Source organism: Streptomyces sp. NPDC048254, from assembly GCF_043201895.1.
GTDB lineage: Bacteria > Actinomycetota > Actinomycetes > Streptomycetales > Streptomycetaceae > Streptomyces.
This window is the reverse complement of record NZ_JBICZJ010000017.1, coordinates 25,649-44,998: the sequence shown is the minus strand read 5'-3', so window position 1 is coordinate 44,998 and position 19,350 is coordinate 25,649. Positions and strand designations below refer to the sequence as shown.

Below are 19,350 nucleotides of genomic sequence, written 5' to 3'. Positions count from 1 at the left end.
CCCCGGAACGTACCGCCCGGCGCTGACAACGGGCACCGGCCCTCACTTCACCAGGCCCTTGTCCCGCAGGTACGTGCGGGACACGTCCTGGGCCAGCCGTCGCCAGCTGTCGACCTGCCGGTTCATCGCGGCCAGGTCGGCCGTCGTCAGGACGTCGTTGAGCCTGCCGAGCGCCTTGGTGACCCGCTCGCTGCCCGCCCGTGCCCGGTTGACGGCCGGGACGATGTAATCGGCGTTCTGCAGGTGCTTGTCGTCGGCGAGCAGGACCAGGCCGAACTGGTCGAGGGTCGCGTCCGTGGTGGTGGTCAGCACCATCTGGTCCTGCCCGCTCTGCACGGCCCGCTTGGCCTGGGTGGTGCCGACACCCTTGGGGTCGACGCCGGTGATGTCGATGCCGTAGACCTTCTTCAGTCCCGGTTCGCAGTACGGCCGTTGCACGCACTCGTCACCTGCCGCGAGCCGCACCTTCAGCCCCGAGGCGCCCAGGTCGCTGAGGGTCCTGAGGTGGTGCTGCCGGGCGTAGGCGGCGGTGACCGCGAAGGCGTTCTGGTCCACCGCCCGCCCCGGGTCCAGGACCGTGAGGCCCCGCGGTGTGGCGAGGCGGCGCAGCGCCTTCATCGTGGTGGCGAGGTCGGGCGAGCCCACGGGCGGCGCGTCGGGGCCGTTGGCCTTGGCGTTGAGCCAGTCCGCGAAGGTGGCCGCGTACTCGGGGACGACGTCGATCTGTCCGGATTCCAGGGCGGGTTCGTAGATCTCCCGGTTGGCCACGGTGATGAGGGAGGTCCGGTAGCCGGCCTGGTCCAGGAGTTGCGCGTACATCTGGGCGAGCAGGTCGCTCTCGGTGAATCCGGCGGAGCCGATGGTCAGATGCCGGCTGTCGCCCGGGGGTGCGGTGACCGCGCCGCGGTTCTCCAGGGCGGGGCCGGTGGTGCAGGCGGTGAGAGTGAGCAGCAGCGCGGCCGGTACCGCCGTACGGGATCTCACCGCGAGCCCCGCGCCCAGACCGGGGCGAGCCGCTCGGCGACCTCGAAGACGCCCTCCACGAGCAGCGCGAAGACGGCGACCAGGATCGCCCCGGCGACCACCTGGGGCGTGCTGGCCAGATTGAATCCGGCGGTGATGATCCGCCCCAGCCCTCCCCCGCCCGCCAGCGCGGCGATGGTGGCCGTGGCCACGAGCTGGACGGCGGCGATCCGCACCCCGTTGAGGACCAAGGGGAGCGAAAGGGGCAGTTCCACATGAAACAGCATCTGTCGCCCGGTCATCCCCATACCGCGCGCCGCCTGCACGATGCTCCGGTCGACCTCGCGCATCCCGACGTAGGCGTTGGTGAGCAGCGGCGGTACCGCGAACAGCACCAGGGCCACCACCGTGGGGCCCTCGCCCCACCGGCCGATCGGGGTGAGGAGCAGCAGGACCAGGACGGCGAAGGTGGGGACGGCACGGCCGACGTTGGAGATGTTCACGGCGAGTGCGCCGCCCTTGCCGAGGTGGCCGAGGACCAGCGCGACCGGCAGGGCGATGGCGCAGCTGATGACGAGGCAGACGACGGTGAGGACGAGGTGCTGGAGCAGCCGGTGCCCGATCCCGTCGTCGCCGGCCCAGTGCGCGGAGTCGGTGAGCCAGTCCCAGGCGTCGGCGAGCGTCGTCATGCGCGGGCCGCCCGGGTCCACGGGGTGAGCAGCCGCTGGGCACCGAGCAGCAGCAGGTCGGCGGCGACGGCGATCAGCACGCACAGGACGGAGGCGGTGAGCACCTGGGCCTTGAAGTAGGTGTTCATGCCGGCGTAGATCAGGTTGCCGAGCCCGCCGAAGCCGACGATCGCGCCGACGGTGACCAGCGAGACCGCCGAGACGGTGGCGATGCGCAGGCCGGCCATCGCGGCGGGCAGCGCGAGCGGCAGTTCGACGGTGAGCAGGAGGCGGATCGGGCCGTAGCCCATGCCGCGGGCGGCCTGCCGGGTCTCCTCCGGGACGGCACGCAGGCCCGCGAGGATGTTCCGGACGAGCAGGGTGAGCGAGTAGAGCACCAGCCCGGCGACGACGAGGGTGGCCGAGAGGCCGTAGACCGGCAGGAGCAGGGAGAACATCGCCAGGGAGGGGATGGTGTAGAGGATCGTCGTGACGCCGAGGACGGGCCCGGCCGACCAGCGCCAGCGGCGGGCCAGCACGGCCAGCGGAACGGCGATGACGAGGCCGATGAGCACGGAGACCGCGGTGAGCCGGAGGTGCTGGCCGACCGCGTCGAGGAGGATCTGCCGACGGCTGCTGAGATAGGCACCGCAGATCCACTCGTTGCGCGCGAGGCAGTCGTTCGGGGGCGCGGTCACGCGTCCATTGCATCGGGCGGCCCACCCGCCCGGCGCGTTGTGCTGACCCGTCCGGGTCGGCTAGCTCATCCCCGCCACGTCCATGAGGACGTCCACCGTCCCGGTGACCAGCCCGTCGTCCAGCCGCTCGATGTGGGCGCCGGCGCGGGCGCTGGCCCCGTCGAAGATCAGCATCAGTCGGCGGGCGAGGACCGCCGGGTCCGTCGCGCCGCCCTGTTCGGCCTGTTCCCGGAAGTAGCTCTCCATCCGGTCCTTGGCGTCGCGGGCCACCACGCTCGCCGGGTGCTCGGGGTCCTTCAGCTCGACCAGGACGGCGAGGTACGGGCAACCGAGGTACTCGGGGTCCCCGGAGCTCTTCTCCAGCCGCTCGAAGACGTGCCGGATCCGCTCGCGGGGCGTCGCCGACGCGTCCTCGGCCGGCACGAGCTGGGCCTCGTACCAGGCCCTGCGGCGTTCCAGGCTGGCGGCCAGCATCTCGTCCTTGCTGTCGAACAGCTGGTACATCGAGCGCTTCGACACCCCGGCCGACCGGCACAGCGCCTCGACGCCCACGGCGACGCCGTCGCGGTAGAAGAGCTCGGCGGCGGCTTCGAGCAGCCGGTCGCGGGGGGACGCCTTGTCGGTGGTGGCCATAGGGCCGAGGTTACCTCTCGGCAGCACATTCGGAAACCGATCGGTATACAGGGTGGCAGGAGAGGTGAACAAGCGCTTAGATAGGAAGGTCAGCTCCACACCGCTCAGCCGGAGGCCCCGTTGTTCACTTCCGTCGACGACGTCTCCGCCCGTCTCGCGGAGACCGGCTACCTCGCCTCTCCCGCCATCGCCACCACCGTCTTCCTGGCCGACCGGCTCGGCAAACCCCTCCTCGTCGAGGGCCCCGCCGGGGTCGGCAAGACCGAGCTGGCGAAGGCCGTCGCCGAGGTCGCGGGCGCCCGGCTGGTACGGCTGCAGTGCTACGAGGGCGTGGACGAGTCCCGGGCCCTGTACGAGTGGAACCACGCCAAGCAGCTGCTGCGCATCAGCGCCGGCCGGGACGAGACCTGGGACGAGGCCCGCACCGACATCTTCAGCGAGGAGTTCCTGCTCCCCCGCCCGCTGCTGACCGCGATCCGGGGCGACGACCCGAAGGTGCTGCTGATCGACGAGACCGACAAGGCCGACGTCGAGGTGGAGGGCCTGCTCCTGGAGGTGCTCAGCGACTTCCAGGTGACCGTCCCCGAGCTGGGCACGGTCACCGCGACCCGCCGCCCCTTCGTGGTGCTCACCTCGAACGCGAGCCGTGAGCTGTCCGAGGCGCTGCGCCGCCGCTGTCTGTTCCTGCACATCGGGTTCCCGGACGAGGAGCTGGAGCGCCGGATCGTACGGCTGAAGGTGCCGGGGCTCGGCGAGGCGCTCACCGAGTCCGTGGTCCGGGTGGTCGGGGCGCTGCGGGCGATGGACCTGCGCAAGGTGCCGTCGGTGGCCGAGACGATCGACTGGGCGCGCACCCTGCTGGCGCTGGGCGCCGACACGCTGGACGAGCAGGTCGTACGGGACTCCCTGGGCGTGATCCTCAAGCACCAGGACGACATCCAGAAGGCGGCCGCCAAGCTGGACCTGGACGCGCTGTGAGCGCAGCGGCACCCGCTCCGGCCGACCTCGCCGACCGGCTCACCGGTCTGGTGGGGGCGCTGCGGGCGCACGGGGTGCGGGTCGGCACCGGGGAGACCGTGGACGCGGGCCGGGCGGTGGCGGCGCTGGGCCTGGCGGACCGGGAGCTGCTGCGCGAGGGACTGGCGGCGACCCTGCTGCACGGTACGGGCCAACGGGCCGTGTTCGACCAGGTCTTCGACCTCTACTTCCCGCGTGGGGTGGGCGGGCCCGGCGCGGAGTCCGCCGACCGGGACGAGTTGCGGGAGCGGCTCGCGGCCGCGCTGGCCGACGACGACACCGCGCTGCTGCGGCAGCTGGCGGCGCAGGCGGTGGACGGCCTGGGCGGGTACGGGAGTTCGCCGGGCTCGGACGGCTGGTCGTCGTACCAGACACTGGACCGGCTGCGGCCGCAGACGCTGCTGGCACGGGTGCGGGCGGACCTCCGGGCGCGGGGCACGGACCCGGGGTTCGCGGACCGGCTGCTGGACGACGAGATCCGGCGGCGGATCGAGGCGTTCCGGGGCATGGTCGCGGCGGAGGCCCGGCGCCGGGTGGCCGAGCGGCGCGGGCGGAACGAGATCGCCCGGCGGGCGGTGGCGCCGAGCGCCGACCGGGTGGACTTCCTGTTCGCCGGGCGGGATCAACTCTCCGAACTGCGCAGGGCTGTTCAGCCGCTGGCCCGCAAGCTGGCGACCCGGTTGGCCGCGCGCCGCCGCCGGGCCGCGCGGGGCACCATCGATCTGCGCCGCACGCTGCGCGGTTCGCTGTCCACGGGCGGGGTGCCGATGCGGCCGGTGCTGCGCCGGCGCCGGCCGGTCCGGCCCGAACTGGTGCTGCTGTGCGATGTGTCGGGCTCCGTGTCGGGGTTCTCGGACTTCACGATGCTGCTGGTGCAGGCGCTGCACGACCAGTTCAGCAAGGTCCGGGTGTTCGCCTTCGTCAACCGGATCGACGAGGTGACCGGTCTCCTCGAACACGGCCGGGCCGACCCGGAGGGGCTCGGCGCCCGGATCCGCGCCGAGGCGACGCTGACCGGATGGCACGGCAGCAGCGACTACGGGGTGTCGCTGGGCGAGTTCGCGGAGCGGTACGGTGCGGCGGTGGGCCCGCGCAGCACGGTGTTCGTGCTCGGCGACGCCCGCACCAACAACCTCGACCCGAACCTCGCCGCCGTCCGCCGGATCGCCGGGCAGGCGCGCCGCGTCTACTGGCTGAACCCCGAGGCGCGCTCCCTGTGGGGCACCGGCGACTCGGCGGCACCCGACTACGCCGAGCTGGTCGAGATGCACGAGTGCCGTACGGCCCGCCAGCTCAGCGGGCTGATCGCACGGCTGCTGCCGGTGTGACAGACCGGGTGCCGTCACCTGCGGACGGTGACGGCACCCGGTGGGTTTCTCAGTCCGTGATCCGTCGCCCACCGTGCCTGCTCTGCCACGGCGCCGGCCTCACCTGGCCGGTTCGGCCTCCTCCAGCACGCCCACGGTCGGCGTGGCGGCCCGGCGACCGCGGACGGTCAGACCGGGCAGGGCCACCAGGAAGGCGACGGCGGCCAGGGCTGCCGCGCCGAGCAGGCCGGTGCGGGCCGCGGCCGGGAAGTCGTGGTGGCCGGCGAGGAGCCGGCTGAAGTAGAGGGAGCTCGCCAGGGCGGTGCCCACGGAGGTGCCGATCTTCATGCCGGTCTGGTAGACGCCGGCCGCCGTGCTGCCCTCGCGGCGTGGGACCAGCTGGAGGGCGAGGGTCTGGTTGGACGCGATGACGCAGCCGGCACCGCAGCCGGCCACCAGCAGCGGCAGGGCCATCAGCAGGAACATGTTGTCGCCGGGTTCCGAGCCACCCACCACCAGGGCGGTGGCCGCGAGGCCCAGCGCGGTCAGGGCGGTGCCGGCGATCACCAGCGGGCGCCCGACACGGTGCACGACCCGGCCGCTGATGACACCGCAGACCGCGGAGCCCACGGTGAAGAGCACCGTGCACAGGGACGCCTTGAACGGCGAGTAGTGCATCCCCTGTTGGAGGAACTGGGCGACGACGATGAAGATGCCGGTGAAGCCCCCGTAGAGCGCGGCGGCGACCAGGGTGCCCACCCAGTAGGCGCGTTCGCGGAAGAGGTTGATGTCGACCAGGGGCTGGCGGGCCCGGCGCGCCACCGCCGTCTCCCACAGGACGAAGACCTCCAGCAGGGCGATCCCGGTCCAGGCCAGCCACCACCTGCGGTCCGCCCACGGTCCGCTCTGCAGTAGCGGCAGCATGACCGCCGTGACAGCGAGCCCGAGGACCAGGGCGCCGACCAGGTCCAGGCCGCTGCGCCGCTCGGCACGCCGGCCCCCGGGCAGCAGCCGCACGGCGAGCGGCAGGACGGCCAGGTCGAACGGGATGAAGAGGTAGAAGATCCAGCGCCAGCCGTCGGCCGTCCCGAAGCCCTGGAGGATCGCGCCGCCGAGGAGCGGGCCGACAGCGGTGGAGAGGCTGACGGTGGCACCGTAGTAGCCGAAGGCGCGGCCGCGTTCGCGCGGCGGGTACATCTGGTGCAGCAGGCCCACCACCTGGGGCGCGACCAGCCCGGCCGCCACCCCGCGCGCGAGCCGGCTCGCGACCAGGAAGCCGGCGTCGGGGGCGATCCCGCACAGCACACCGGTGACGGTGAACAGCGCCATCCCCACGAGGAAGACCTTCTTGCGGCCGAACTCGTCGCCCAGCCGGCCGCTCGGGATCAGCGCCAGTCCGAAGGTCAGGGTGTATCCGGCGATCGACCAGGTCTGCTGCGCCGAGGACATGTCCAGGTGGCGCTCCATGGAGGGCAGCGCCACGGTCACGATGCTCACGTCGAGCAGGGTCAGGAAGGCGGCGGCGATGCACACGGCCAGAGCCCGGGTACGGCGGCCGCCGGTCGGTTCCGCGGGTGGGGGCGTCACAGGGGTCGTGCTGAGGTCTTCCGGCGTCTTTGCCATGGCGTACCTCTGTTTCCCATCGGCTGTCGTTACGGGGAATCCGATGCCGTGGGGGTCACCTGGGTGTCCCCCTGGGGAATGCGGCTCGTGCTGGGGGGAGCTACATCCGTTTCCGGTGCGGGCCGGGACCGTCCCTGGTCCCGGCCCCGTGGCCGGCGGCCGTCAGCCGGCGTCGGCGACCAGCCCGGCCTTCTGCACGCCGTGGACCGCGACGGTCTCGTCGTTGTCGGGCCGGTCGCCGCTCACCCCGACCGCGCCGAGCAGCGTGCCGTTCTCGTCCCGGATCAGCGCGCCGCCCTTGGAGGAGGCGATCCGCCCCTCGGAGATCGACGCGAGGGCGGCGAAGAACGCGGGGTCGCGCTCGGCGTGCCGGGCTCCCGCGGCGCCGCCGTGGCCGGTGCCGAGGCAGCCCCAGGCCTTGGCATGGGCGATCTGCGGACGCAGGATGCCGGCGGCCTCCTCACGCTTGACGACCAGCGGGTGGCCGCCGGGGTCGAGGACGGTGACGGTCAGCGGGCGCAGGCCCAGTTCGCGGGCGTGACTCAGGGCCGCGTCCACGATCTCGGAGGCCTGCTGGAGCGTCAGTGCACTCATGGTTGTGACTCCTCTTCGTTCTTCTTGCGGGGGTTGTCGTGGGGGGTGTCGCGGTGTTTCTCACGGGGAGGGGGGATGGTGCTCGCCGCCGCGCGGTCGCTGACGCGCGTCGCCGCGTACAGGCCGAGCAGGTTGACGGCGGCGAGGGTGAGGAAGGCGGCGCGGTAGCCGGCGGTACCGGCCGTGGGGCCACCGGTCCCGGCGGTGACCAGGACGCTGGTGGCCACCGCGACTCCGGCGGCGCCGCCGAGCCTGCGGCCGACGTTGAACAGGGTCGAGGCGCGTCCCGTGGACGAGTCGGACACCGTGGCGAAGGACGCGGACTGGGTGCCCACGAAGACCTGCCCGACGGCGAGTCCCATGCCGAACAGCAGGACCACGACCAGCCACAGGCCGGGGTCCATGGGCAGCACCAGGCCCAGCACGGCGATGACGGCACTGGTCCCGCCCGCGCCGAGCATCAGGTGCCGGCGCGGCCGGAGCCTGCGGTAGAGCACCCGGCCGGCCAGCTGGGAGCCGGTGGCCACGCCGACGGCCTCGGGGAAGGTGGTGAGGCCGGCGGCGAGCGCGGTCATGCCCCGCTCGTCCTGCAGGTAGAGGGTGAGGGTGAACAGGGCGCCGAGGAAGGTCACCGACTCCACGGTCATCACCGTGGTGCCGGCCGCGAACAGCCGGTCCCCGAGCAGCCGTACGTCGATCATCGGGGTACGGCTGCGAAGCTCCACGGCGGCCGTCGCCGCGACCAGTACGGCACCGCAGGCGAGGGCTCCGGCCACCGGGGCGGTACGCCAGCCCTGCGCTGGCCCGGCCGAGACGCCGTACATCACGAGACCGAACCCGGACGCGGCGAGCAGGAATCCGGTCAGGTCGAACCGCTCGGCCGGCCGCGCGGGCCGGCTGTGCAGGAACAGCGCCCCGAAGGCGACGGCGAAGACCCCGACCGGCACGTTGACGTAGAAGATCGCCCGCCAGGAGACCTGGGTGACCAGGAGGCCCCCGAGCACCGGGCCCAGGGTGGGAGCCAGGCCGTTGGCGATGCTGAGCACCGCCGAGGCCCGCACCCGTTCCCGCGGGGCGAAGGTGCGCAGCAGCATCGCCATGCCGACGGAGGCGAGCATCCCGCCGCCCGCGCCCTGCACCACCCGGAACACCACCAGCCGGCCGAGGCTCGTCGCCGTACCGCACAGGGCCGAACCGGCCGTGAAGACGGCGACGGCGGTGAGCAGCGTCCGTTTCCCGCCGAACCGGTCGCCGAGCCAGCCGGAGGCCGGCACCGAGACCGCGAGGCTCACCAGGTACGAGATCGACACGGTGTCGACGGCCGTGGCGGGGACGTCGAAGGCGCGGCCGATGGTGGGCAGGGCGACATTGACGATCGTCATGTCGAGGGTGCTCAGGAACAGCCCGGCCACGTAGACGACGCAGACGGCCACCTTCTGGCTGACGCCACGCCCGCCGTGCCGTGCCGCCTCGGCGGGTTCCGTGGCCGGGGGCGCGCTCATCCGACCGGAGCGGTACGGCGGAGCAGTTCGTCGAGGACGCCGGTGGCGCTCTCGTCCAGCCCCGGCGCGGGCTCGAACCCGCCGTCCGCCGTGAACGACAGCCGCACGAACGGGATGTGCACGGAGCCGGCCACCGGCACCATGCCGAGGGCGGTGACGACGGGCAGCAGCGCCTGTACGGCCCTGGCACCGGCGGCCACGCCGCCGTACCCGACGAAGCCGACCGGCTTGCCGGCCCACTCCCCGACCAGGTAGTCGAGGGCGTTCTTGGTGGCCGCGTTGAAGCTGTGGTTGTACTCCGGAACCACGAACACATAGGCGTCGGCGGCGCTCACGATCTCGCTCCAGCGCCGGGTGTGGTCGTGCTCGTACCGGCCACGCTGCGGCGGACGCGGCTCGTCCAGCAGTGGCAGTCCTACCTCGGCGAGGTCGACGAGTTCGGTCTCGAAGCCGGGGTGCTTCTGCGCCAGGGCGTGGAACCAGTCGGCGACGGCGGGGCCGCGCCGGCCGGGACGGGTGCTGCCGATGATGATCTGCAGCCGGGGTCGGTGCATGTCTGGCCTTTCGTCGCTCAGTCGTCCGGGACGACCCTGTTCTCGGTGACTCCGAGCCCCTCGACCTCGCCACGGACGACGTCACCGGGCCGTACTGCGCCCTGTCCGGCCGGGGCTCCGGTGGACAGCACGTCGCCGGGCGCGAGGGTGAGCGCGGCGGTGAGCCAGGCCAGTTGCTCGGGAACGGTGTGGAACATCTCGGCGGTGCTGCCGTCCCGGCACGTCTCGCCGTTGACCCACTGGCGGATCCGCAGCGCGTGCGGATCCGGGATCTCGTCGGCGGTGACGAACCAGGGCCCGCAGATGCCGTAGGTGTCGAAGCCCTTGGCTCGGTCCATCCGGCGGTTGTCCAGCTCCGCGACGTCCCGCGAGGTGACATCGCAGAAGCCGACGTAGCCGGCCACCGCGGCCATGGCGTCGTCGGGGGTGAGGTGACGGGAGCGGGAGCCGATGACGACGGCCAGCTCCGTCTCGGAGTCGACCTGCTCGCTGATCGCGGGATACCGCAGCTCGTCGTACGGCCCGGCCAGGGCCCCGGTGCCCTTGAGTCCACCACCGGGACCGCGCCGCGGCGGCGGCTCCTCGCCGGGTGCGAGGCGCCGACGCAGGTAGTTTCCTCCCATGCACCACACGGTGCGGGGCCGCCCGACGACGACCCCCAGCCGCTGCGGATCGTCGGACCACAGGCAGTCGTCGAGGACACCGCTGTCGAGGCGTGCGGCGATCCGATCGAACAGCCGCCGTACGTCGGTGAGTCGGGGATCCGACCGGAGCAGCGCCGGAAGATCACCGGGCACGACGAGCCGGGACCGGGCGAGAGCGTCGTCGCGGTGAACGCCGTCCAGCTCCAGCTGTCGTACGAAGGCGCCCTGGATGTCGACGAGTCGATGCGGAACCAGGCCGGCGAAGCAGAGCCGGTCGCCGAACGGGGTCCGCCGGGAAGCGATTCTCACGGAGGTGACCTTTCCGGTCGGCTCACTTCCCGTCCGCGTCCTTGGGGTCCTCGAACCGGATCCCGCCGTCCGTCACCACGGTCACGAACTTGTCCTCGTCCGGCTCCACCGGCAGCTGGATCGGCGGCAGCCCGATCTCGAACAGCACCATCTCGTCGGCGGCCACGTACCGTGCCTTCTCGCCGGCGTCCGCCTCCACCGCGCCGAGCCGGCCGACCTCGGTCCCCTCGACCGTGCCCGTGCCGGACAGCACCACGGTCAGCCGCTTGGCGTCCGCGCTCTCGGAGATCCACTCCGCGCCGGCCTCGATCTTGACGAACTCGACCCAGAACCGCCGCTCGGTGTACGTCCCGATGTGCCTGCGCTTCACGCCCGGCCACGCCGGGACCGGCAGCCAGTTGAAGTGCTCGGGATTGCTGATGACGACCCCGTTGTAGCGGGGCTTGGGGAACCGCTGCTCGCGCTGGGGGCGGCGCTCGGCCTGGGCCTCCTTGTTGGCCGGACCGCGGCCGCGCCCGGCGGCCATGCCGAGCGCCGACGCCCCGCCGAACTGCAGCACCAACTGGAGCTGCCTGGGGTCGGTGAGCTTGTCGTCCTGGGGACCGTATGTCTGGCCCTCGGGGAAGTAGCCGACCTCGCCCTCGCGCAGGATGCCCTGCTCACCGAGGTTCATGTCACCGACGAGCGGCAGCCGGATCTGCTCGAAGGTGTGGCAGTGCCGGGGCATGGAGAAGTCGCCCTCCTGGCGCCCCAGGATGTAGCGGTAGTTCTCCAGCGGCTTGTCCCGGTCGCCCATGAGCAGGTAGTTGAAGGCGACCGTCCCCTTGGGGTGGTCCATCTTGTACGCGTTCGGATCGAACGGTGCGATCTTCATCGCTGTCCTCCGTCGTGGGGTGTGGTGTGCGCCCGCGGGGGCTCGGCGTGGGCCGGTGCGGGCGGGCGGGGGTTGTGCGAAGGCGAGCGGCCGGTCGGCGGGCGGTCGGCTGAGCCGTGGCGCGCCTCTTCGAAGGCCTCCGGTCATCGCCACCCTTCCAAGAAACCTTCCTAGTAGGTTTGTGTCAAGGTAGGTGATGAGCTTTCATGAAGCTCTCATGCACCTCGCAGGCCCGCGAACGAATGGCTGCGGATAAGCATTGCTCGAACCTACTAGGTAGGTTAATTTGGATAGAGACCACAGAAGAACCGGGCGCCGTACGTCCGGAACACGCTCGGGAGTGACATGTCCGTGCCTCAGACCCCCGCGAAAATCTTCCGCGGCCGCGTGGCCGACCAGATCGTCGAGGACCTGCGCACACAGATCCTCAGCGGGACCCTGCCCGACGGCTCACGCCTGCCGTCCGAGCGGGAGCTGGCCGCGTACTACGACGTGAGCGGCCCCACCGTCCGTGAGGCGGTCCGGGTGCTGACCGCGATGGGCCTGGTCAACACCCGCAACGGCAGCCGGGCGACGGTGACCGCGCAGGGCGACACCCTGCTCGCGGTGTCCATCGCCTCCGTGGTGCAGGTCGAGAAGGTCGGCGGCCGGGAGGTCCTCGGCCTGCTCGGCGCCCTCAACGCCTACGCCGCGGAACTCGCCGCCGAGCACGCCACCGACGAGGAGATCGGCCGGCTGCGGGCGGCGGCGCAGGCCGTCCCCGCCGCCGAGGGCGTGGAGCGGACCGCGGCGGCGCTGCGCGGCTTCTTCGACACGCTCGCCGAGATCTCGCACAACCCGCTGCTCGCCGCCCTGTGCCGGTTCATCACCGAGATGCAGGTCGGGCTCGCCGTGCGGCTGTCCGGCGGCGAGGGCCGCGACTTCGGGCGGGTCGCCGGCGCGCTGCACACGGAGCGGATGCGGATCGTGGCCGCGGTCGCCTCCCGGGACCCCCGGCACGCGGCGGCCGTGGTCCGCGACTACCACCGGGTGGCCGTCGAGCGGATCGTCGAGGCCCGGGAGACCGAGGGGGAGGCCCCCCTCTCCGAGGCCGGTCTCACCGAGGCGCTCACCGCCTGGCTGCGGTCCAACGTCACCCTGGGCGGCCAGGTCGCGAACCCGCGGAGCACCCTGTCGTGACCGCACCGTCCGCTTCGGTCCGTACCGTGCGCGACGCCGCCTTCGACGTGCTCCGGCTGCATGGCCTGACGACCCTCTTCGCCAACCCCGGCTCGACCGAGGTCTCTGTGCTCGCCGACCTCCCCGAGGACGTGGAGTTCGTGCTGGCCCTCCACGAGGGCTCCGTGGTCGGCACGGCCACCGGCTGGGCACTGGCCCGCGAGCAGCCCGCGCTGGTCCTGCTGCACACCACCGCCGGTCTCGGCAACGCGGTGGGCGCGCTGGCCACGGCCCGCGTGAACCGGGCGCCCCTGGTGGTCCTGGTGGGCCAGCAGGACCGCCGGCATCTCGCCCAGCAGCCCTTCCTGGCCGGGCGGTTGGAGGGGCTGGCCGGGGACTACCCGGTACGGGTGGAGTCGCCGGTGCGCGCCCAGGACGTACCCGGGGCGATCGGCCGGGCGGTGCACGCGGCCCGTGCGGGCCGGGGCCCGGCGCTGGTGCTCGTCCCCATGGACGACTGGTCGCAGCCGGCCGAGGATCTGCCGGTGCCCGCCCCGGACACGGTACGGCGGTCGGCCGCGGCCGATCCGCAGGACGTCGCCGAGGTCGCCGAGTTGCTCGCCCGGTCGTCCGCACCCGCACTGGTCGTGGGCGCGGGCGCGGACAGCGCGGCCACCTGGACCGCTCTCACGGCTCTGGCCGAACGGCTCGACTGTCCCGTCTGGCAGGAGCCGTTCGGCGCCCGCGCCGGATTCCCGCAGGACCACCGGCTGTTCGCCGGACATCTGCCCGCCGACCGGCCCCGGCTGCGCGCCACACTCGCCCCGCACGATCTGGTGCTGTGTGTGGGCGCCCCCTTCCTGCGCCAATACCCCTACGCTCCGGGCAGGTTGACACAGGCCCGGGTGGTCGTGATCACCGACGATCCGGCCGAGGCCCACCACTCCCCCGCCGAACTGGCCGTCGTCACGCCCCTTCCCGACTTCTGCGACCGCCTCACCCGCCGCACCCCGCCGCGGGAGCCGCGGCGGACCGCCGCACCCCGTCAAAGCGCCCCGGTTCCCGACGGGTCGCTGACCCCGGCCCACGTCCTGGCGGCGCTCGCCGACCGGCTGCCCGCGGACACCGTCGTGGTGGAGGAGACCCCCTCCTCGCGCCCCGACCTGCATGCCCTGCTTCCCGCCCGGGCGCCACTCGGCTTCCTCAGCGCCGCGATGGGCGGGCTCGGCTTCGCACTGCCCGCCGCCGTCGGGGTACGGATGGCGCGGCCCCGGCGCCCGGTCGTCGCCGTCGCCGGCGACGGCTCCTCCCTCTACCAGATCCAGGCGCTGTGGACGGCCGCCCACTACGGCGTCGGCGCCCTCTTCGTCATCCTCGCCAACGGCCGCTACGCCGTCATGGACAAGCTCGCCGCGCAGCACGGCGGCAAGCCGCCGTGGCCCGCGTTCGGCGAGGTCAGCGTCGCCGGACTCGCCGAGTCCCTCGGCTGCCCGGCCCGCCGGATCGGCACGTACGCCGACCTGTGCGCGACGCTCGACGAACTCTGCCCCGAACTGGTCGGCCGGACCGCGCCGTTGGTCCTCGAAGTCGCCGTCACGGCCGACGGCGACTTCCGGCCCTGACCGTCCCCGCACCCCCTTCTACGGAGACCGCCATGTCCCTGCTCGATCCCGCGCTCTGGTCCGGAAAGGCCTCCATAGGCACCTGGACGGCCCCCACCGGCGGCACGGCCCCGGTCGTCGAACCCGCCACCGGTGACGTCCTCGACGTCATCGGCGTGGCCACCGCGGAGGACGTCCCGGTCGCCGCCGGGCGGGCGGCGCGCGCCCAACCCGCCTGGGCCCGGCTGCCGTACACCGAACGCGCCGCCGTGCTGCGGCGCGCGGGCGACCTGTTCACCGAGCACGCCGAGGAGATCCAGCGGTGGCTGATCCGGGAGGCCGGCAGCATCCCGGGCAAGGCGGCCTTCGAGACGGTGACCGCGGCCCAGGAGTGCTACGAGGCGGCGGCGCTCGTCTCCCGCCCGCTCGGGGAGGTGCTGCCCTCGGCCGAGCCGCGGCTCAGCCTCGCGCGCCGGGTGCCGGCGGGCGTGGTCGGCGTGATCGCCCCCTTCAACGTGCCGCTCGTCCTGGGCATCCGCTCGGTCGCCCCCGCCCTGGCGCTGGGCAACGCCGTGCTGCTCAAGCCCGATCCGCGCACCGCCGTCTCCGGCGGCGTCGCCGTCATGCGGGTCTTCGAGGAGGCCGGGCTGCCCGAGGACGTGCTGCACCTGCTCCCCGGCGGCGCGGACACGGGCGCGGCACTGGTGTCGGCCCCGCAGGTGCGGGTGATCTCCTTCACCGGCTCCACCGCCGCCGGCCGCAGGGTCGGCGCGGCCGCCGCCGAGCACCTCAAGCGCGCCCACCTCGAACTGGGCGGCAACTCGGCGCTGATCGTCCTGCCGGACGCGGACCTGGAGCGTGCCGCCTCGACCGCCGCCTGGGGCTCCTTCTTCCACCAGGGCCAGGTCTGCATGACCACCGGCCGCCATCTGGTGCACGCCTCGATCGCCGACGAGTACGTCGAGCGGCTCGCGCACAAGGCCGCGCAGCTGCCGGTCGGCAACCCGGACAAGGAGGAGGTCGCGCTCGGCCCGGTCATCGACGCGGGCCAGCGGGACAAGATCCACGCCCTGGTCACCGCCAGTGTCGACGGCGGCGCGCGACTGGCGGCCGGGGGCACCTACCGGGACCTCTTCTACCGGCCCACCGTCCTCACCGGCGTCACCGACGCCTCTCCGGCCTACGCGGAGGAGGTCTTCGGTCCGGTGGCCCCGGTGCGCACCTTCACCGACCTCGACGAGGCGGTCGCCCTGGCCACCGCCACCCCCTACGGGCTGTCCCTGGGCATCCTCACGGCCGACGTGATGCGCGGCCTGGAGCTCGCCGAGCGCATCCCCACCGGCCTGGTCCACATCAACGACCAGACCGTGAACGACGAGGCGGTGGCCCCCTTCGGCGGCGTCGCCGGCTCCGGCACCGGCGCCCGTTTCGGCGGCGCCGCCAACATCGAGGCCTTCACGGAGACCCGCTGGATCACGGCCCGGTCGGCCCAGGCGCCGTATCCGTTCTGACGCGTCGGCGCGTCGCGGCGGGCCGGTTCGGCCGGGGCCGGGTGAACTACGCACTGGGATGGGCGAGTTCGATGTCGTGGTCGTGGATGTCGGCGCCGGAGACCAGCACCCCGGCGGCGTGCGGCGGGTAGCCGGTCGCGATGACCGTGTACGAGCCGGTGTCCAGGTCGGAGAAGGCGTACCCGCCGTCCGCCCCGGTGGTGGTCGTGGCGACGACATTGCCGGCCACGTCCACCAGCGTGACCCGGGCGTCGCCCAGCGGACCCCCGGCGCCCCGTACCGTGCCGCGCACATGGGCGCCCGGCCGCAGCTCGACCTCGATGCGGGAGATCCCGGTTCCGGCGATCTCGACGGGCAGGGCGAGCGGCCGGTGCTTGGGCGAGCTGACGGCGAGGGTGACGGTGCCCGGTACCAGGTCGCCGACCGCGAACTCGCCGAGCCCGTCGGTCTGCTGGGTGGCGAGCACGTCCCCGCGCACATCGGTGACGACCACCACGGCCCCGGCGACCGGCGCTCCGCTGTCGGCGGCACGCACCAGTCCGGCCAGGCCGCTGGTGCCGCTGAGCAGCACGTCGTAGGCGACCGGTTCGGTGCTCACCACCAGGGTGGTGGCCTGCGGCCGGCAGCCGTCGGCGGAGGCTATGAGGACGTACGTCCCCTCGCCGGGCGCCGCCACGGCATAGCGGCCCTCGGCGTCCGCGACCGCGCGGCCCAGCTGGCGGCCGCCGAGGGAGATCAGGGTGACGGCCGCCCAGCCGACCCCGGTCCCGTCGGCGCCGCGCACCCGTCCGTGCACCTGGACGCCGTCGTCGGTGAGGGAGACGGTCACGGGGGCTCCTTGCGCGCCCCCCGGTGACTCGGGCGCGGGTTCAGGCGCAACGCCGGCCGCCGCGGCCGGCTTCCGGCGCGGGATGAACGCGGCCACCAGCAGGGCGAGGACCGCCGCGCCGGAGCCGACCGCCATGACCACCTTGAAGCCGTTCTCGGAGGGCACGGTGACACCGCCGAAGACGTTCGTCATCTGGGCCAGGATCACCCCGGCGACCGCGCTCGCGGTCGACGTACCGATGGACCGCATCAGGGTGTTGAGGCTGTTCGCGGCGGCCGTCTCGTGCGGGTCGACGGCCCCCATGATGAGCGCGGGCATCGCGCCGTAGGCGAAGCCGATGCCGGCGCCGACGACGCACGAGACCAGGACGAGCTGCCAGACGGCGTCCATCAGCACGATGTTGAGCCCGTACCCGGCGGCCACGATCACCGCGCCGCACATCAGGGTGATCTTCGGGCCGAAGTTCCTGGAGACGAGGGCCGACACGGGCGCCATCACCATCATCACCAGGCCGGTCGGGGCCATCACCAGGCCCGCGTCGAGCAGCGACTTGCCCAGCCCGTAGCCGGTCGCCTGAGGCAACTGCAGGAGCTGCGGAAGCACCAGGGACATCGCGAACATGGAGAACCCGAAGGCGATCGAGGCGAGGTTGGTCACCAGGACCTGACGGCGGGCGGTGGTGCGCAGGTCGACCAGCGGTTGCCGGGTGCGCAGTTCGTAGAAACCCCAGGCGAGCAGGACCACCACGGCCGCCCCGAACAGACCGAGCGTGGTGCCGCTGCCCCAGCCCCAGTCGGCGCCCTTGGAGATGCCGAGCAGCAGGCAGACCAGGCCGGCCGCCATCCCGAGGGCGCCGAGCAGGTCGAAACGGCCGCCGGTGCGCACCTTGGACTCCGGCACCGCCAGCATGACCAGCACGGCGGCGACGACGCCGAGCACGCCCGAGGTCCAGAACAGCACATGCCAGTCGAAGTGGTCGGCGATCAGCGCGGCGGCGGGCAGGCCGAGCGCGCCGCCCACGCCGAGGGAGGCGCTCATCAGGGCGGTGGCGGAGCCGAGCCGTTCGGCGGGGAGTTCGTCGCGCATGATGCTGATGCCGAGCGGGATCACGCCCGCGGCCAGACCTTGCAGCGCGCGGCCGACGATCATCGGCACGAGGGTGTCGCTCAGTGCGGCGGTGACCGAGCCGACGACCAGCATGACCAGGCTGGTCAGCAGCATCAGCCGCTTGCCGTACATGTCGCCGAGCCGCCCCATGACGGGCGTGGCGACGGCGGCCGCGAGCAGGGTGGCGGTGACGGCCCAGGCCGCGTTGGAGGCCGAGGCGTCGAGCAGCTTCGGCAGCTCGGGCACGATGGGGATCACGAGGGTCTGCATCAGCGAGACCACGATCCCGCCGAAGGCCAGCACCGCGACGACCGCGTTGGTCCGCGGCGCGGCGGACTCCCCTGCCTCTGTCGGCCGGGGCTGTGCGTAGGACATGGTCGAGCCTCCGTAGGGCCACTCGAGTCTGCACGACCCTCCCGAATGTAAGTCACTTGATTTACTTAAGCAAGCACAGTCGGGTTCGGTGCGATGGAGGTGAAGGTCGCTCAGCTCGACTCGCGCACCACCAGCCGGCACGGCACCGTGTGCACCCCGGGCGCCGGTTCGGCGTCGATGGCCTGGAGCAGCCGCAGCGCGGCGATCCGCCCGATCTCGGCCAGGTTCATGTCGATGGTGGTGAGCGGCGGACGGCAGGCGAGGGCCATCGTGTCCCAGTTGTCGTAGCCGACGACGGCGATGTCCCCCGGCACGTCCTTGCCGCGCTCGCGCAGCGCGTCCGCCATCCCGCGGGCGATCTGGTCGTTGCCGCAGAAGACGGCGTCCGCGTCGGGTGCCGTCCGCAGTACCGCGTCGGCGGCCCGGCGCCCCCAGGCCTCGCTCCACTCGCCGAAGTGCACCCGCCCGGTGGCGAGTTGGAGTGAGTTCTCGGCCAGGTGCCGGACGGCGTGCGCGGCGCGGTCACGGGCGGCCTGGTGGTGCTCGGGCCCGGTGACATGGGCGATCCGGGTACGGCCGGTGGCCAGCAGGTGTTCCACGGCGAGCCGGGCGCCGCCCCGGTCGTCGGTGACGACGGAGGTGTCGGCGGGGTCGGTCGACGGCGAGAGGGCGTAGACGACCGGGATCGCCGGGTCGATGCCGGACAGGGGCGGGCGGGGGTCGGTGCGGCGGCCGGTGACGATGATGCCGTCCACCCGCCGGTCGGTGAGGTTGCGCAGATGGTGCTGCTCCCGGATGGCGTCGCCGCGGGTGTCGCAGAGCAGGACGGAGATCTTCCCGGCGCCGAGCGCGTCCTCGGCGCCGAGCAGCACCGGGGTGCTGAAGCGGCCGATGCCGTCCGTCGTCATCAGGCCGACGGTCCAGCTGCGGCCGCTGTGCAGGCTCTGCGCGTGCTGGTTGGGCCGGAACCCGAGCTCCTCCACCGCGTCGAGCACCCGTTGCCGGGTCTCCGGGCGCATCCGGCCGGCGCCGTTCAGCGCCTTGGACGCCGTGCCCACGCTGACGCCGGCGAGCGCGGCGACATCGGCGAGCCTGGCCCGGCCGACGGGCGGAGAGTCTGGCGCAGAGGTCACGGGCAAACCTTTTCCTGGACGGCTTCTCAGCGGTGCCGCCGGCCTCCCGGCGACAGAGCCGCCCGACATCGTCGCAGCCACCGGCGTGAAGAGCCAGACCCGCCGGGCAAGTTGAAAAATCTGTGCCGGGTGTCTTGACCCCTATCCTCGGCTGTCCTGTACTTCTCGGCGAGAAAACGGTTGCGCACAGTGGTTCCACGCCGCATCGCGCCCTGCATCCCGGACGGCGTTCGGTATTTCGACGCCGTCA

17 protein-coding genes are annotated in these 19,350 nt (G+C 73.0%); 5 read left to right on the top strand and 12 right to left on the bottom strand.

Translation table 11 applies throughout. The features are described 5' to 3' along the window. Positions 1-42: 42 nt before the first annotated feature. Genes ACGFZQ_RS37285 through ACGFZQ_RS37270 form a run of 4 tightly spaced genes read right to left on the bottom strand, consistent with a single transcriptional unit; the run spans position 43 to position 2,962 of the window. Entirely contained in the window at positions 43-984 is a 942-nt protein-coding gene (locus tag ACGFZQ_RS37285) for an ABC transporter substrate-binding protein (RefSeq protein WP_393844113.1), read from the bottom strand. After that, positions 981-1,652 (bottom strand): ABC transporter permease, encoded by a 672-nt coding sequence (locus tag ACGFZQ_RS37280; RefSeq protein ID WP_393844112.1) that lies wholly within the window; start codon positions 1,650-1,652, stop codon positions 981-983. Before ACGFZQ_RS37280 ends, ACGFZQ_RS37285 begins: the two co-directional genes overlap by 4 nt. Continuing rightward, positions 1,649-2,329 carry an ABC transporter permease gene (locus ACGFZQ_RS37275; RefSeq protein ID WP_362571595.1) on the bottom strand — a complete coding sequence of 227 codons (681 nt, stop codon included), beginning with the start codon at positions 2,327-2,329 and terminating at the stop codon, positions 1,649-1,651. The genes ACGFZQ_RS37280 and ACGFZQ_RS37275 overlap by 4 nt, the downstream gene beginning before the upstream one ends. 60 nt (positions 2,330-2,389) lie before the next feature. Then, positions 2,390-2,962 carry a TetR/AcrR family transcriptional regulator gene (locus ACGFZQ_RS37270; protein ID WP_393844111.1) on the bottom strand — a complete coding sequence of 191 codons (573 nt, stop codon included), beginning with the start codon at positions 2,960-2,962 and terminating at the stop codon, positions 2,390-2,392. A gap of 120 nt (positions 2,963-3,082) precedes the next feature. On the opposite strand from ACGFZQ_RS37270, the gene ACGFZQ_RS37265 reads away from it, so the two are divergent. Together ACGFZQ_RS37265 and ACGFZQ_RS37260 are read left to right on the top strand one after the other, a co-directional pair. Next, positions 3,083-3,940: an AAA family ATPase gene (locus tag ACGFZQ_RS37265; RefSeq protein ID WP_393844110.1), complete on the top strand. Its 858-nt coding sequence runs from the start codon at positions 3,083-3,085 to the stop codon at positions 3,938-3,940. Further along, positions 3,937-5,307, top strand: coding sequence for a VWA domain-containing protein (locus ACGFZQ_RS37260; protein WP_393844109.1), 1,371 nt, complete (start codon positions 3,937-3,939; stop codon positions 5,305-5,307). Before ACGFZQ_RS37265 ends, ACGFZQ_RS37260 begins: the two co-directional genes overlap by 4 nt. 99 nt (positions 5,308-5,406) lie before the next feature. Here ACGFZQ_RS37260 and ACGFZQ_RS37255 read toward each other — a convergent pair whose 3' ends face one another. The 6 genes from ACGFZQ_RS37255 to ACGFZQ_RS37230 all read right to left on the bottom strand — a co-directional run bounded on the left by ACGFZQ_RS37255 (position 5,407) and on the right by ACGFZQ_RS37230 (position 11,386). Beyond that, on the bottom strand, positions 5,407-6,909 hold the full coding sequence (locus ACGFZQ_RS37255; protein WP_393844108.1) for an MFS transporter: 1,503 nt from the start codon (positions 6,907-6,909) through the stop codon (positions 5,407-5,409). A 162-nt stretch (positions 6,910-7,071) separates the two neighbouring features. Further along, positions 7,072-7,503, bottom strand: a complete 432-nt coding sequence (locus ACGFZQ_RS37250; protein ID WP_393844107.1) for a heme-binding protein — start codon at positions 7,501-7,503, stop codon at positions 7,072-7,074. Next, a complete protein-coding gene (locus ACGFZQ_RS37245) occupies positions 7,500-9,005 on the bottom strand; it encodes an MDR family MFS transporter (protein WP_393844106.1) in 1,506 nt (501 codons plus the stop codon). The genes ACGFZQ_RS37250 and ACGFZQ_RS37245 overlap by 4 nt, the downstream gene beginning before the upstream one ends. Continuing rightward, complete coding sequence (locus ACGFZQ_RS37240) at positions 9,002-9,559, bottom strand: NADPH-dependent FMN reductase (RefSeq protein WP_393844105.1); 558 nt, start codon at positions 9,557-9,559, stop codon at positions 9,002-9,004. Before ACGFZQ_RS37240 ends, ACGFZQ_RS37245 begins: the two co-directional genes overlap by 4 nt. Positions 9,560-9,576: 17 nt before the next feature. After that, positions 9,577-10,512 (bottom strand): fumarylacetoacetate hydrolase family protein, encoded by a 936-nt coding sequence (locus tag ACGFZQ_RS37235; protein ID WP_393844104.1) that lies wholly within the window; start codon positions 10,510-10,512, stop codon positions 9,577-9,579. Between the two features lie 22 nt (positions 10,513-10,534). Then, entirely contained in the window at positions 10,535-11,386 is an 852-nt protein-coding gene (locus ACGFZQ_RS37230; protein WP_393844103.1) for a hypothetical protein, read from the bottom strand. A gap of 345 nt (positions 11,387-11,731) precedes the next feature. Between ACGFZQ_RS37230 and ACGFZQ_RS37225 the strand changes: the two genes are divergently transcribed. The 3 genes from ACGFZQ_RS37225 to ACGFZQ_RS37215 are packed head-to-tail and all read left to right on the top strand — an operon-like array spanning position 11,732 to position 15,656. Continuing rightward, the gene (locus tag ACGFZQ_RS37225; protein WP_393844102.1) at positions 11,732-12,565 is read left to right on the top strand and encodes a FadR/GntR family transcriptional regulator; all 834 of its coding nucleotides are present in this window, start codon (positions 11,732-11,734) and stop codon (positions 12,563-12,565) included. Further along, positions 12,562-14,166, top strand: a complete 1,605-nt coding sequence (locus ACGFZQ_RS37220; protein WP_393844101.1) for a thiamine pyrophosphate-dependent enzyme — start codon at positions 12,562-12,564, stop codon at positions 14,164-14,166. Before ACGFZQ_RS37225 ends, ACGFZQ_RS37220 begins: the two co-directional genes overlap by 4 nt. A gap of 32 nt (positions 14,167-14,198) precedes the next feature. Beyond that, positions 14,199-15,656 (top strand): benzaldehyde dehydrogenase, encoded by a 1,458-nt coding sequence (locus ACGFZQ_RS37215; RefSeq protein ID WP_393844100.1) that lies wholly within the window; start codon positions 14,199-14,201, stop codon positions 15,654-15,656. A 46-nt stretch (positions 15,657-15,702) separates the two neighbouring features. On the opposite strand, the gene ACGFZQ_RS37210 is transcribed toward ACGFZQ_RS37215, so the two are convergent. Both ACGFZQ_RS37210 and ACGFZQ_RS37205 read right to left on the bottom strand, forming a co-directional pair. Further along, complete coding sequence (locus ACGFZQ_RS37210) at positions 15,703-17,967, bottom strand: MFS transporter (RefSeq protein WP_393844099.1); 2,265 nt, start codon at positions 17,965-17,967, stop codon at positions 15,703-15,705. Positions 17,968-18,077: 110 nt separating this feature from the next. Then, positions 18,078-19,100: a LacI family DNA-binding transcriptional regulator gene (locus tag ACGFZQ_RS37205; protein ID WP_393844098.1), complete on the bottom strand. Its 1,023-nt coding sequence runs from the start codon at positions 19,098-19,100 to the stop codon at positions 18,078-18,080. Positions 19,101-19,350: the final 250 nt, after the last annotated feature.

Excerpts from the sequence above, each read along its gene's own strand:
- ACGFZQ_RS37280 (WP_393844112.1), bottom strand. The coding sequence starts at position 1,652 with ATGACGACGCTCGCCGACGCCTGGGACTGGCTCACCGACTCCGCGCAC.
- ACGFZQ_RS37230 (WP_393844103.1), bottom strand. The coding sequence starts at position 11,386 with ATGAAGATCGCACCGTTCGATCCGAACGCGTACAAGATGGACCACCCC.
- ACGFZQ_RS37210 (WP_393844099.1), bottom strand. The coding sequence starts at position 17,967 with ATGTCCTACGCACAGCCCCGGCCGACAGAGGCAGGGGAGTCCGCCGCG.
- ACGFZQ_RS37245 (WP_393844106.1), bottom strand. The coding sequence starts at position 9,005 with ATGAGCGCGCCCCCGGCCACGGAACCCGCCGAGGCGGCACGGCACGGC.
- ACGFZQ_RS37215 (WP_393844100.1), top strand. The coding sequence starts at position 14,199 with ATGTCCCTGCTCGATCCCGCGCTCTGGTCCGGAAAGGCCTCCATAGGC.
- ACGFZQ_RS37270 (WP_393844111.1), bottom strand. The coding sequence starts at position 2,962 with ATGGCCACCACCGACAAGGCGTCCCCCCGCGACCGGCTGCTCGAAGCC.
- ACGFZQ_RS37240 (WP_393844105.1), bottom strand. The coding sequence starts at position 9,559 with ATGCACCGACCCCGGCTGCAGATCATCATCGGCAGCACCCGTCCCGGC.
- ACGFZQ_RS37255 (WP_393844108.1), bottom strand. The coding sequence starts at position 6,909 with ATGGCAAAGACGCCGGAAGACCTCAGCACGACCCCTGTGACGCCCCCA.
- ACGFZQ_RS37225 (WP_393844102.1), top strand. The coding sequence starts at position 11,732 with ATGTCCGTGCCTCAGACCCCCGCGAAAATCTTCCGCGGCCGCGTGGCC.
- ACGFZQ_RS37250 (WP_393844107.1), bottom strand. The coding sequence starts at position 7,503 with ATGAGTGCACTGACGCTCCAGCAGGCCTCCGAGATCGTGGACGCGGCC.